General features: G+C 44.0%; 10 protein-coding genes. 7 read left to right on the top strand and 3 right to left on the bottom strand.

Annotation, left to right across the window (positions count from 1 at the left end; translation table 11 throughout):
* Positions 1-106: 106 nt before the first annotated feature.
* The 6 genes from OLM34_RS00150 to OLM34_RS00125 all read left to right on the top strand — a co-directional run bounded on the left by OLM34_RS00150 (position 107) and on the right by OLM34_RS00125 (position 6756).
* On the top strand, positions 107-826 hold the full coding sequence (locus tag OLM34_RS00150; RefSeq protein ID WP_264404363.1) for an ABC transporter ATP-binding protein: 720 nt from the start codon (positions 107-109) through the stop codon (positions 824-826).
* Between the two features lie 17 nt (positions 827-843).
* Positions 844-2106, top strand: coding sequence for an ABC transporter permease (locus OLM34_RS00145; RefSeq protein WP_264404361.1), 1263 nt, complete (start codon positions 844-846; stop codon positions 2104-2106).
* An 80-nt stretch (positions 2107-2186) separates the two neighbouring features.
* A complete protein-coding gene (locus OLM34_RS00140; RefSeq protein WP_264404561.1) occupies positions 2187-3440 on the top strand; it encodes an ABC transporter permease in 1254 nt (417 codons plus the stop codon).
* 48 nt (positions 3441-3488) lie between these two features.
* The gene (locus OLM34_RS00135; RefSeq protein ID WP_264404359.1) at positions 3489-4598 is read left to right on the top strand and encodes an efflux RND transporter periplasmic adaptor subunit; all 1110 of its coding nucleotides are present in this window, start codon (positions 3489-3491) and stop codon (positions 4596-4598) included.
* A gap of 63 nt (positions 4599-4661) precedes the next feature.
* A complete protein-coding gene (locus OLM34_RS00130; RefSeq protein WP_264404357.1) occupies positions 4662-5963 on the top strand; it encodes a TolC family protein in 1302 nt (433 codons plus the stop codon).
* A gap of 67 nt (positions 5964-6030) precedes the next feature.
* The gene (locus OLM34_RS00125; protein WP_264404356.1) at positions 6031-6756 is read left to right on the top strand and encodes a head GIN domain-containing protein; all 726 of its coding nucleotides are present in this window, start codon (positions 6031-6033) and stop codon (positions 6754-6756) included.
* Between the two features lie 93 nt (positions 6757-6849).
* On the opposite strand, the gene OLM34_RS00120 is transcribed toward OLM34_RS00125, so the two are convergent.
* Positions 6850-10806 carry an Eco57I restriction-modification methylase domain-containing protein gene (locus tag OLM34_RS00120; protein ID WP_264404355.1) on the bottom strand — a complete coding sequence of 1319 codons (3957 nt, stop codon included), beginning with the start codon at positions 10804-10806 and terminating at the stop codon, positions 6850-6852.
* 6 nt (positions 10807-10812) lie between these two features.
* Complete coding sequence (locus OLM34_RS00115; RefSeq protein ID WP_264404560.1) at positions 10813-11838, bottom strand: restriction endonuclease subunit M; 1026 nt, start codon at positions 11836-11838, stop codon at positions 10813-10815.
* Positions 11839-12331: 493 nt separating this feature from the next.
* On the opposite strand from OLM34_RS00115, the gene OLM34_RS00110 reads away from it, so the two are divergent.
* Positions 12332-12535: a hypothetical protein gene (locus OLM34_RS00110; protein WP_264404353.1), complete on the top strand. Its 204-nt coding sequence runs from the start codon at positions 12332-12334 to the stop codon at positions 12533-12535.
* Here the strand turns inward: OLM34_RS00110 and OLM34_RS00105 are convergent.
* Positions 12528-13604 carry a YncE family protein gene (locus OLM34_RS00105; protein ID WP_264404351.1) on the bottom strand — a complete coding sequence of 359 codons (1077 nt, stop codon included), beginning with the start codon at positions 13602-13604 and terminating at the stop codon, positions 12528-12530. The two genes, OLM34_RS00110 and OLM34_RS00105, sit on opposite strands and share 8 nt — an antisense overlap.
* Between the last annotated feature and the right edge of the window lie 16 nt (positions 13605-13620).

Below are 13620 nucleotides of genomic sequence, written 5' to 3'. Positions count from 1 at the left end.
TATTGTGTATTGCAAAGTACAATGTTTTCTATACCTTTGCGCTGTATATATGCGCTGATTGAGAAAATCCCTAGTCGCTCAGTCAAAGTCGTAATTTGCGAGTAAAATGATTGATTTAAAACAGCTCCACAAATCATATTACACCGAAGCAATTTCGCTTCACGTGCTCAAAGGTATCAGTTTGCATATCGATTCAGGCGAATATGTATCCGTAATGGGTGCATCGGGGTCGGGAAAATCTACCTTGCTGAATATTTTAGGCATTTTAGATACCTACGATTCGGGTGAATATTACCTGGATGGCACATTAATGAAAAACCTCAGTGAAAAGCAGGCAGCGCACTATCGCAACGAAATGATCGGGTTTGTTTTTCAGTCGTTCAATCTTATCGGTTTTAAAAATGCGTTGGAAAACGTTGCACTTCCGCTTTATTATAAAAATGTCAGTCGAAAAAAGCGCAACATCATTGCCATGGAACTGCTTGATAAAATGGGATTGAAGGAATGGGCTTATCACATGCCGAGCGAACTTTCGGGAGGGCAAAAGCAACGTGTAGCCATTGCGCGAGCGATGATTTCGAATCCCCGCATCATTCTTGCCGACGAGCCAACCGGTGCTCTCGACAGCCAGACCACAGTGGAGGTGATGGATGTGCTTACCCATCTCAACAAACAGGGCATTACCACCATTATTGTAACGCATGAAAAGTCGGTTGCCGATGCAACCAACCGTATAATCCATTTAAAAGATGGAATGATCGAATATGAAACCCGTAAAGAAAACGGCGTGCACAATACCTACACCTACGCAGCTCAAAACCTATAGATAAATACCTACCCGAGATGAACGACCATCTGCAGGAAATATTCAGTACGCTAAAGAAAAACAAATTGCGTACAGCCCTTACCGGATTATCGGTTTCGTGGGGCATTTTCATACTCATTGTACTTTTGGGTGCAGGCAACGGATTAAAAAATGGGGTAATGTCCAATTTCAGTTCGCGAGCGGTTAACCGCATCAGTTTATGGTCGGGCACTACATCCATTCCCTACAACGGATTGAAGTCGGGACGAAATCTTCATTTTATGGAGAAAGAGGTTTCCACCATTCACCATGAGGTAACGCAAAGCGATTTGATTACTGCCCGATCGGACAAAAGTCAAACCATCTCCTACGGGTCGGAATACGGTACATATCAGGTAAGAGGCGTGATGCCGGCATACTGCGAAATCGAAAAACTGGTCATTCAACAAGGCGACGGACGTTTCATTAATCAACTGGATATAAACCAAACAAACAAAGTGATCGTCCTCGACCAAAAAATCGTGGAAGTGCTCTTCAAAGGTAAACCGGCATTGGGGCAATACGTGAAAGTTGGTCAGTTGATGTTTAAGGTAATCGGTATCAATTCAAAAAAAGAACAGTGGGGAGGGTCTAACGCCTACATCCCTTTTTCAACTTCACAGGTGATTTTCAATCCCGACAAAAAATTCAATCAAATCATGTTTACGGTCAACGGACTCGAAACAAAAGCTGCCAACGAACGCTTCGACGAATCGTTGCGTAATCTCATGGGGCGCAGCCTCAGTTTCGATCCCCAAGACAAACAAGCTCTCTGGGTTAATAATACGCAAGCCGAATACATCGAAACCATGAAGATTTTCGGCGGCATCACCATTTTTGTGTCGATCATCGGAATTTTTACGCTTATTGCCGGTATCGTGGGGGTGAGCAACATCATGTTGGTAACGGTGAAAGAACGAACCCGGGAAATTGGCATTCGTAAAGCCATTGGTGCTCCCCCTTCGTCTATCCTCAAATCGATTATTCTCGAATCGATCATCATTACAGCCATTTTCGGCTACGTCGGGTTGATGCTTGGTATAGGGGTTACCGAATTGGTGAATTTTCTGATGGAACAGGCTGCTGCCGCAAATGCCTCGTCGGATAGCATGCAGATGTCGGTTTTCAAAAACCCTACGGTGGATATCGGATATGCCGTTTTCGCCACCGTCGTCCTCATTATTGCCGGTGTTCTTGCCGGATACTTGCCAGCCCGCAAAGCAGTGAAAGTGCATCCCATCGAAGCCATGAGAGAAGAATAGGCAAATACGACATAACAATGAAATCATCAAAAAATAACCATAGCGATTCCCTTTTCGGCCTGTTCAAAGATATCGGGAAAATCTTCGATTTGGATCATTGGCAGGAAATTTGGATCACCATTACCCACAACAAATCGCGAAGTACGCTCACAGCCTTTGGCGTGTTTTGGGGAATGTTCATGCTCGTTGCTATGGTGGGTGCAGGCAATGCACTCGACAAGGGGATATCGTCGCAGATTGAAGGATTTGCCACCAATTCCTGCTTTTTTTGGACGAATCCCACAACGGAACCCTATCAGGGATTTCGTAAAGGACGCTATTGGAATATGACAAACAGCGATATTCCCATCATTCGGCAGCGGGTAAAGGAGCTGCAGTATATTTCGCCCGTGCTTTTCAGCGGAGGTGGCGGAAGCGAAAAAAATGTGGTGAGAGGCGAAAGAAACGGTGCTTATCTGGTAAAGGGTTGTTATCCCGAGTACGATTTGATTGAAAAGAGCAACATGATTTACGGTCGCTATGTGAATACTATCGATATTGCCGAAAAGCGGAAAGTCTGTGTAATCGGCGAACGAATTTACGAAGTTCTTTTTCAACCGGGAGAAGATCCCGTAGGCAAACAAATTCGCGTTAACGGCATCTATTTTCAGGTAATCGGGGTGGCTCGCAGTACATCGGGGGTCAGCATCGGCGGACAAACAGCCGAAACAGTAGTACTTCCGTTCAGTACAATGCAACAAGCGTTTAATCAGGGAAACATCATTCACTTTGTTGCAGCCACAGCCAATCACGGAACGCCTGTTAAAATCGTACAGGATCAAATTACCGATATTTTAAAGCAGCAACATCAAATTTCGCCCGACGACAAGGAAGCTGTTGGCGGCATGAACATCGAAGAGCAGTTCAACATGTTCAATTATTTGGGCATCGGCATTGCTTCGCTCATTTGGATCGTGGGGTTGGGAACCCTGTTTGCCGGTGCTATCGGCGTCAGCAACATTATGTTGGTGACTGTTCGCGAACGCACCCGCGAGATTGGCATACGACGTGCATTGGGTGCGACGCCGCGCGCCATCATCGGACAAATCATGAGCGAAAGTATTGTGCTCACCGTGGTTGCCGGCATACTCGGCATAGTGGTTGGGGTAGGGATTCTTGCCGCCACGGGCATCGTGCTGAGTCAGGGCGATCAGTTTTTCAAAGATCCTCAAATATCTTTCGGGATGGCTGTGGGTTCGTTGATGATTTTGATTGTGATCGGTACACTTGCGGGCATGATTCCTGCACAACGAGCCATGATGATCAAGCCCATCGAAGCGATCAGGGAAGAATAATCAGCGTTTAAAAATGACAAGAAAAATAACAAACTAAACAAGATACAGATGAAAAAAGTATTGAAAATAGCAGGGTTATCCCTGGTGGGACTTTTGGTAATACTCACCTTCGTGTTTCTATGGCAAAAATCGCGTCCCAAAGAGGTTGTTTACCATATCGAAACGGTAACGAAGGGAGATATCGTGAAACGTACGGTAGCCACAGGAAAAGTGGAACCTCGCAACGAAATTCTTATCAAACCGCAAATGTCGGGAATCATTTCCGAAGTATATAAGCAAGCCGGGGAAACAGTTCAGGCAGGCGACATCATCGCCAAGATACAGGTTGTTCCCGATATGGTGAATCTGAGCAGTGCCGAATCGCGCCTGTCACGCGCCGAGATTGCCTTGGATCAAAGTCGCCGCAATTACGAACGCGACAGCAAGTTATACGAAAACAAAGTGATCTCGAAGGAAGAATTCGAAAAAGTGGCGCTTCAATACAAAAACGACCAGGAAGAACTGCGTGCCGCATCCGATAATTTGAGTCTTGTCCGTACGGGAATTACTGCAAGTTCCGCCAAATACAGCAATACCCTTGTTCGTTCCACCGTTTCGGGAACCATTCTCGATATCCCGGTCAAGGTGGGCAATTCCGTCATCCAATCCAACAATTTCAACGATGGCACAACGGTGGCTTCGGTTGCCAACCTGAACGATATGCTCTTTGTCGGAAAGATTGACGAAACCGAAGTCGGCAAATTACACGAAGGCATGCCCATGGAAATTACCATCGGAGCCATTCAAAATCGCGAAATACCTGCGACGTTGGAATATGTTTCCCCGAAAGGAATAGAAGAAAGCGGAGCTATTTTGTTTGAGATGAAAGCTGCAATGAAATTACCGACGGATGTCTTCATTCGCGCCGGATACAGCGCCAACGCCGACATCATTCTCGACAAAAGGAACAATGTGCTGATGATACCAGAAAGTTCGCTGGAATTTAATGGGGATTCGGCTTTCGTTTACCTTGTGAAGAGCGAAAAGCCACAGACTTTCGAACGCAAACTCGTCAAAATCGGCCTTTCTGACGGAATTCATATCGAGGTGCAGAACGGATTGCAACTGAACGATAAAATTCGGGGAACAGAAGTTATCGACAAAAAGAAAAAGTCGTAATTACAAGTCAAAACGTTACCTGTTAAGATAAACAACAAGTCACAATCGATTAAAAATCTCCACATGAAATATTCATTTCTCCTTCTCTCGTTTTGCCTTGCAAGTGTTGTTTTGGCGCAGCAGCAACTCACACTCGAACAATGTATCGCCATTGCATTGGAAAACAATCGCAACGTCAAGCAACAGGAATTAAACAAGCAAAACCGCGAAATCGCTTACAATCAGGCGCGTGCTGATCTTTTACCTAACCTGAATGCTTCGGCAGGCCAAAACTTTGTGTATGGGCGTTCTATCGGATTAGACAACACCTATCAAAATACCAATTCGTCGCAAACCTCTTTCAGCGTCGGAAGTGACATTACGCTCTTCGACGGGCTGCGCATGAAGCACAACATCGACGCTCGAAGATCCGATGTGAACGCATCGCAAGCCGATTTGGATAAAATTCGTGACGATATTGTCATCAGTGTTTCCACCGCCTTCCTTCAAGTTTTGCTTAATAAGGAACTGTTGCAGATTTCGGAAGATCAGATCGAACTTACCAATGCCAATATCGCTCAGCGAAGCGAATTGATAAAAAACGGCAAAATGGCCGAAGGCGAAATTTACGAACTCGAAGCACAGAAAGCAAAAGAAGAGCTCAACTGCGTACAGGCCGAAAGCAACCTGAAGTTAGCCTTGCTCGATTTGGCGCAAATCATGGAAATCGAAAATGTTTCCGATTTGGATGTTATTGCACCTCCGGTTGAGCAACAAATCGGCGAGAGCCTGTTGCTGCCTGCCGAAGTCGTCTATGAGAGTGCCCTCCTCAATCGGCCCGAAATCAGTGGTGCCAATTTCCGATTGGAAAGTGCACAAAAAGAAGTATTGATGTCGAAAGCCCAATTGTTTCCCACGCTCTCGTTTGGAGCAAACATGGGTACCGGTTATTACCACATGAGTAACCGCACAAACGATTCGTTTCGTTCGCAATTGCGAAACAACATGAGTAATTCCATCGGCTTCAACCTGCGAATACCGATATTTAACCGTTTTCAGGTGCGCAACAGCATTCAAAATGCCCAAATTGCGGTAGAGAACAACCGTCTGGAAATGGACAAAACCAAACTCGATTTGCGCAAACGTATCGAACAGGCCTACTACAATGCTTTGGGAGCCAAGAGCCGTTGGGAAGCTGCCAACAAATCGGAAATTGCCGGCAGGGAAGCCTATCGGTTTGCCGAACAGAAGTTTGAATCGGGACGAGCCAATTCTTACGAACTGTTTCAGGCGAAAAACAATCTCACTCAAGTGTTGAGCGAAAAGGCCCAAGCCAAATATGAATACGCTTTCCGCTTACGAATGTTGGAATTGTTAAAAGATTGATTTTATGTAACCGATTTCGAATCGGAAACGTCTAATTATTACGTATTCAAAAAAAGTATTCGAAACTATGAAGAAAAAAAGTTTGATGCTCATTTTCCTCATCGGAATTTGCATTATCGCAACAAGTTGTTCTCTTAAAGCGCAGCAGCGCATCACGTCGAGAAACTTTGATGTGCCGGCCTTCGAGGCTGTCGAATCTCATTCGGTAGCAAATATTCACTTTGTTCAAGGCTCTTCAACAAGCGTACGGGCTGAGGGAAACAAAGAACTGATGGATCAGTTGAATGTGGGTGTGAAAAACGGAAAACTCATTATCGAAATGCCTGAAAATGCATTTAAAAATACCAAATGGAAAAATAAGAAACCGGATATCTTTATTTCGTCTCCCGTGCTGAATTTGATTGAGATGGAAGGGGTAGGCAATTTATCGTTCGAAACGACGTTTAATTCACCCAAACTCGAAATTGTTTTTGACGGTGTTGGCAATCTGAAAGCCCTAGACCTCAATTGCGAGCATATAATCATTTATTCGAAGAGAGTGGGGAATATTGAACTTGGAGGAAAAACCAATATCCTCAGCGTTTCATCCGATGGCGTAGGAAACATTAACACAGAAAAACTCATTGCACAACACGCCAAGATAAATTTGAGCGGCGTGGGCAATATCAGTTTCTACTGCAGCGAATCGATGGAGGTAGATTTGAGTGGCGTTGGAAATGCAATATACTACGGTAACCCGAAAAATAAAAACATCAGCAAAAGCGGTGTGGGTAAACTTAAATCTGGCGACTGATCCTCAAATCCCTTTTCTTTAGCTCAAAGCACAAATCATGCTGTTCTCAATTTCTTCGAAAAAATTTCTATTTCGCAACGATGTTCAATTTGTTTATTCCATCGGTTTGATCATACTTTCGATAAAGGCAATTTCTTCGTCCGTCAGGCCGTATTTGACATATAGCTGGCGGTCAATGTCGGCTATCGGACGGCTCCAATCGATATCCGAAGCCGATGTAAAGTCCTGAAGAGGAATGAATGAAAAGCATTCTTTAGTAACATTTACAGAACTTATGGATTGTCTAAGCAAAAATCTTGCAAATTTTGTATTCAAATATGATGAGTAGTTTAGAGCCTCTTCTTTAGTGTTTAATATAGCTACATCAATGTATGTTTCTGTATTGATTTCATTCGGATTAAGAATTTGAGGAGAAGTTATAACTCTATAACCTTCACCGGGTTTGACGTTTAGTTCACCATTGTTTGGCACAAAACGTCCTACTAAAATTTTATATTTGTCAATTAAATCTTTGTTTTTTCGTATTTCCTCACGTCTAATATATCTCCATCCAGCACTTGTCAAAATTTTTATATCACCTTCTTTTTTTTGTTCTCTACCTCTGAAGTAAGTTCTAAATCCGAATGGATTTATGGGAAATACCATTTCGTTTAAAAAAGAATCAGAATTAGATATGACTTTTTTTAATATCGGTATAGCAGCATTAGAACGAATAAAAACATTAAATTCGTTCAAATTGCGATCCATTTTTACTTCTGTTTGAACATTAGTATTAATTACTGAACATAAACCATTATGTTTTTTAGACCATAGGAAGTAACAAAGACCTCCAGCAATATCTACTGTAGGAAATAATGATTTGCTTGTTTCATAATCAACAAGTAAAACCATTCTTTTGTCCTTTAATAAATCTTCTCTAAAGGCATCCAATCCTCTCCCGCCAGCGTACCACCTAGCTGGCATAATCATTGAAATATAATCTGGAAGTAATTTTTTACTTATGCTTACAAAGTGTTGATAAACTGGTATTGCGCCTCTGTCTGTACCTCCATCCATCACTTGATACGGTGGATTTCCTACGATTGCGTTAAATTTCATATTGTCGTCGTTATTTGATTTCCAATAGGTTTTTCCTTGCTTCACCTTTTCTACAAAGGTAGCAGATTTGTTCGTGATTTGATTGATAAGATCTTCAAAGTAGCGGGTATTGACTTTGGCCTTGCGGAATCCGACCAGGGTGCGTTTGGTAATGCTTTTGGCCATCGGTGTTTTGCAGATGACAAAAATATTTTCAGCAACTACTTGATCCCACACTGCCATTTGCTGTTCGGGCGTGCCGTCGCCGTCGGGATATGCTGCTTTGAGCCGCGATCGGTAGATGCCGTAGGTCATATAAAGCGGATAAAGCCCCGACTTGGAGTTGATTTCGAGAATGCGTGCATCGGGAGCAAACACCTCTTTCGTCACTTCGCCCTGATCGACAAATCGAGGTTCTTCGAGCGGATGTTCGAATGCTTCGTCGTAGAACACATAACCGCCGACGCAGTCGCCCAAGTGCATATTCACCACGCGCCATGGCGTAAGTACGGTTTCCTTGTCGGGGTTGCGAAACGTATTGAAAATGGTAGTAATACGCCCGATGCGCTCTTCCACGCTCACCTTGTCGGCAGCACGAGCCATTGCCCTGATGCGTTTGCCGGCGGCGCGAAACACATCGGGTTCGTAGTATTTCTTGAATTTTTCGAATACTTCTTTGGTAACCCCTCTCGGCATAAATTCTTCCCACGATTGATCGTCGATGAGATGCGTGAAATTGTCGATGGTGAGTTCTACGTCTTCGTTGTTCACATCTGCTCCGTAAATCAGCAGCGGCATACGGATGGAGATGCCACGAAGAATGGAAACGGCCGTATCGCGGTTTTTCTTTCTTTCCACTTTTTCGGCAAGCAATCGTTTTTCTTCTTCGGTAAGTTCTTCCCGTTTACGTTTCTTCTGTTCGATATTCTCCAGCTGCTCATATTCTTCGTTGGTGAAACCCTGCTTGTTCAGGTCGATATCACCGCTTTTGGGCATTGCTTTGGTGCTGCCGATGATTTTTTTGAGTCCGTCGAAATCTTTCAGTTCCACCTCCTCCAGTTGCATCAGCTGATCGTTGTTGTAGAGATAACCATCCTCGAATCCGTTGCGGACTACCCGTTCCACATACACTTTTTTCAGCTGTTCGAGCATTCCGTTTACGTTGTAGGTTTTCATACGCGAACCTTCGATGGCAATGATGGGACAGAAATTGAGAAATTCGCCCATCGTTTCGCGATCGGACATGGTGGTTTTTCCGGCTTTTGCGGATATTTTTGCCGTTTCGGCAATCACTTTGAGGGTGCGGTCGGGTGCAAAGTCAAATACAAAACATTCTTCTTTTATGCGTCCGTTGATCTTGGCAGGTGTTTGCACACGGAAAATGGTTTGCATATAGGAAGTAGCCGAAGTGTTGTAGGAACCGGCAAGCATAAACACGGCAGTCCACTCCGGAACAGAAACCCCGGTGGTAAGTCTTCCGCACGAAAGGGTGATAGTATAGGTTTGTTCCGGATGATCTCCAATAGCATTTTGCACTTTTTTGAGGGCATCTTCGTTGGCTTCTTCCTCGTCGCCTTCGCCCGCTACGTTCACGATCGTGAATTGCGAAAAAACAGGGTGTTTTTTCAACATGGCACTGAGTGCCCGTGCTTCCTTGACACCCGGCACCATCCAGAGCGAATGGCGGAAGTTGTCCCGATATTCGTCGGTAGAATAGGGATAATTGCTTTCTTCGTCCTTTTTCGAAATCAGATTGAGAAATGAATAAACATCTTTTTCGTGAATAAATTGGCCGTCGGCATTCACCCTAAAAAATTCGTGAAAATTGAACGCCAGATCTTCATCGGCATAGTTGGGAAGCAGTTTGCCCAAATCGTAGGTAAATATATTGAGACGAGGAAGTTCCGCATACGGATTGGGATCTCCAAAATGTATTTTGTCCCAATCGGCTTTGGCGCGCTGTTCCATTACATAGTCCCATGTGTAAATTTCTTCTTCTTTAAAATCATCGAGCAAATTAAACGGCGTACCCGACAAACGCAATACTTTGGTTTCCGGCTTCACAAGCTCTTGCATCACGGCTTTACCCAATTCGGTTTGCGTTCCTTCGTGGGCTTCGTCCACGATGATTAAATCCCAAGGCGTGGCAAAAACTTCATCGTTTTTGTCGAAATTGCCTCCCACCAATTCGGAACCGCGTAAGTCCTGCATCGATGCAAAATAAACGTATTTGCATTCGCCTTTTTGGCATTGTTGTTCGAGGGTTTCGAAGGTATGTCCGTTGTTTTTCGAACCATAGGAAAATTCGGGACGGTCATAGAATATTTTACCAAAATCTTTAAACCACCCCGCGTCCACCACAGGACGATGCGTGAGAATGAGCGTGCGGGTAAAATTCATTTCCTTGACTACCTGCAATGCCGAAAGCGTTTTACCGAAACGCATTTTGGCATACCAAAGCATCTCGTTGCTGTTTCGGAATTGCTTTTTTGTCTTGTCGATTGCTTCACGCTGTTCCGGTCGGAAAACGATGGGGCTCCTGTCGTGTGTGATTTCGCCGGTATTGAGCGATTGCCGCCCTTCTTTTACGGCAGTAATGGCTTTTTTCACCGTTTCGAGATCGGTTACAAACCATTCGTTGGCTTTGTTCTGCGTGTCGAATGTTTTTCGTTGAACGCCCGATCGGGTGAGAACATTGTGCACTTCAGCATCAGAAAAAGAATGAATAACCCCATTTTTTGAGTAAACGGCGAGTTCGGTATAAAGCAATTCGTACCGAATGCCGGCCGTTTGTGTATATTGATTGATACGTTTGCGCGCGGCTTCATTAAGTGCTTTGCTGTTGGGCTCAAGCCCCCAAATGTTTTGGTCGTCGGAGGTTGCTTCACCGATTTTCAGGCAACCTTTGTGCTCCGGATCATTGATGCGAAAGACGTAAATGAGTTTAAGTTTCAGTGACGAAGTGAATTTCATTTTCGATTATGTTTGTTTTTCGATAAGGTCGATAAATCGGATTTTACGTCCGGTTTTATTTGTTTTGGGGTCTTTAGCTCCCCAGTCTTTAATCAGGCAATAGATGCCGTTGTGTCGTCTAATGTTGTCTTTGAGGCATCCTTCACAAGGTGTTTCTTTGATTTCGATTTCACCAAACAGGTTGGTTTCCGTAGCAATTTTTGTACTGCAACTGTTTGGCACAACTCCTTTCAGTCCGTCCATCTGCCAAACGTTCCACGATATGATATAGGCAATATAACGGATCGATCTGAGTTGTGGCGGTCTTTGAAATTTTCGGATATAATTATCGATAAAAGTATAAAGCATAGCCTCGCGTGCCAGTAAGAGGCTATCGCCCTGCCATTCGAAAGCGTATGTGTTTTTATAGGCAGTTTGTGCCGCTTCGAGCCATTCGCCTGTGGTATCTGTGTTTTCGCTGACGACGCGCAGTTTCCGGTCGAGAAGTCCTATGCGATTTTCAACCGGAATATATTCGCCGGTTGTGGTATCGTAACGGCTGGTAATATAGGGAGCTTCACCGCACGTTATTTCGAGACGGGTGTCGCGCACATACTGCTTCCATGTCTTATCGTCGGGAAATGTTATTTTTTTGGGATTGGTTTTCCAGGAATGTAAACCCTCCTTATTAAGGATTTCGGTATTAAATACATTTTTGCGTCCGAACCAGGCATCGTCGATCAAATTGATTTGAGCATTACAAATCCACAAAGGTGTAAAAACTTCTGCCATATTGCGTACCCGTATTTGTTGAAGTAGTTTATCCTTTTTCACTCGCGGCATGATGATGTTACCACGTTCGCCGGTAATCAGTTGCGGCAAAATCGGTGAATTGTATTCGTATCCCTCCCCAAATTCGAGGTAGTTATCGGTAGCCCAAAAGATGTTTTTTTGCGTGGTATGATCACGCAAAAGTATTTCCAAAACATCCGGATAATGTTCGCGTATTTCGTTTTCCAATATGTCAGCATCATTATTAAAAGCCGATTGCATATTGCTGTTTTCCTTTTTTCCCGGCCGGACTTTTTGCTCAATAAACATTCTTTTGTTTCACTATTGATCTAGACAAAAATAGCATTTTTTTTTTAGAAACGGTTATTTATCGGTTTTAATGTTCAGTTTTGCGAAATCTCCTCAACTTTTCACCTATTGCTCAATACGATATCTCAAAATTCGTTCTATGGCAAGTTTCGAGCTGATAATGGCCATCGGCAGTCCTTCACCCGGTACCGTGGAAGCACCTACATAAAACGTGTTAATGATCAACAAATATAAATCGCATTTAACAAAAAATTTTCAGGTATCCGCAAAGATGTTCTTTAAATACTTTTGTTATTCTTCCTTCAATTCTTTCAAAATCAGGCTCTTCAATGGCATTCATTTTCGAAGTAAGTAAAGCTTGTTTTGCATACAAAAAGGGGTTGTCCGAATTTGGGACAGCCCCTTTGTGATTGAAACGAGAGATGGTTGCCGGAAACCTGCGCAGATGTTTCGGTTTGCGGACGACTGTAACCGAATCCGGATGATAGTCAACGGACTGCAATTGCGCAAAACTGATGATTTCCGGACAACCCCCTTTCGTTTGAAACGTAAGAGGCCGTTGGCTGAAACGGTTGCCTGTACCGTAAAGCCGAAACCCCTTTCGTTAGGAACCAAAATAATAAATAATGAAAATTTGTCGGCTAATTAAGGAGAATTATTTTGTTCGGACCAATTCCCACGCCTTGAAGGGTAAATTTGTGCGTTCCTTTGTTGTCGAAGCACAACACATTGCCCGAGGTGGTATAATCGGATGTGGTTACATAAACATCGCCACTGTATGCATCGGCCGTAATTTTATATCCGTTCAGGATGGAGGTGCCGTCGGTCACAAAATTCTCGGTAACCACTTCTTCGGTCTTGCAGTCAAACACTTTCACTTCGCTTTCTTTTCCCCATTCGTTGTACAGGATGTATGCTTTATCGTTGACGATCGTAAATTCCGAAACTGTCAGATTGGGAATCGCGGATACTTCGTACAACGGGCTTATTTTTTTGAAACTCGGGGCAATATCGGCATAATTCCCCCGAACACTCACATACACATCGCCTTGGCTGTCGGCAAACACCTGATAGGGATTGAGGCCGACCTCGATTTGTTCTATTTCTTCGAAGCTGTTCAGGTCAATTACCGAAACCGTCTTGTCGTAATCGGGAAAATCCAATCCGCCGGAGTTGGCTACATAAATTTTGCGATTTTTGGTGGAGATGCAGATGCCCTCCGGATCGCGCCCAACGGCCACCGAGCCGTCGATGGTCAGCGAAACGGTATCGATGCGTGTCACGGTGTCGTCATAGGAAGTGACATATACTTTTCCCCCGTAAGCAGCTGCATATCGGGGCTGCCTTGACGAGCCTTCGGCTGTTTTCATTTCGATCTGTTTCACCGATTTACCCGTAGCGGCATCGATCACTTCTATGGTGCCCGACTCGTTGACAACGATATAGATTTTCGACCCGTATTTGATCATATCGTTTGCCGTATCGCCCAAGCCATTTTCGTTTACCGTAGTAAAATAATCGAGGTCTGTGGCTTTGCTTTTCAAATCGTAAAAAGCCAGCGTACTGTTGTTGTGGTTCCAAATTCCCTCGCAAAGTACCAGAATCTGTTGGGTTTCCGAAGGCGGAAGTTCCGTAGGATCAATCACGATGTCGCTGTCGCTGCATGCTGCAAAAAGAGCAGCCAGAAGTACTAAAATACAAACATTTTTCTTTTTCATATGCGTTATTATTTAA

The sequence above is a fragment of the Anaerorudis cellulosivorans genome (assembly GCF_025943985.1).
GTDB classification, from domain to species: Bacteria; Bacteroidota; Bacteroidia; order Bacteroidales; family Dysgonomonadaceae; genus Anaerorudis; species Anaerorudis cellulosivorans.
Note: the sequence above shows the minus strand (reverse complement) of the source record. Positions and strands in the feature narration are given on the sequence as shown.

Bases quoted from the DNA above. Each gene is read 5' to 3' on its own strand.
- OLM34_RS00125 (WP_264404356.1), top strand. From the start codon at position 6,031: ATGAAGAAAAAAAGTTTGATGCTCATTTTCCTCATCGGAATTTGCATT.
- OLM34_RS00150 (WP_264404363.1), top strand. From the start codon at position 107: ATGATTGATTTAAAACAGCTCCACAAATCATATTACACCGAAGCAATT.
- OLM34_RS00145 (WP_264404361.1), top strand. From the start codon at position 844: ATGAACGACCATCTGCAGGAAATATTCAGTACGCTAAAGAAAAACAAA.
- OLM34_RS00115 (WP_264404560.1), bottom strand. From the start codon at position 11,838: ATGCAATCGGCTTTTAATAATGATGCTGACATATTGGAAAACGAAATA.
- OLM34_RS00105 (WP_264404351.1), bottom strand. From the start codon at position 13,604: ATGAAAAAGAAAAATGTTTGTATTTTAGTACTTCTGGCTGCTCTTTTT.
- OLM34_RS00130 (WP_264404357.1), top strand. From the start codon at position 4,662: ATGAAATATTCATTTCTCCTTCTCTCGTTTTGCCTTGCAAGTGTTGTT.
- OLM34_RS00110 (WP_264404353.1), top strand. From the start codon at position 12,332: ATGTTTCGGTTTGCGGACGACTGTAACCGAATCCGGATGATAGTCAAC.
- OLM34_RS00135 (WP_264404359.1), top strand. From the start codon at position 3,489: ATGAAAAAAGTATTGAAAATAGCAGGGTTATCCCTGGTGGGACTTTTG.
- OLM34_RS00120 (WP_264404355.1), bottom strand. From the start codon at position 10,806: ATGAAATTCACTTCGTCACTGAAACTTAAACTCATTTACGTCTTTCGC.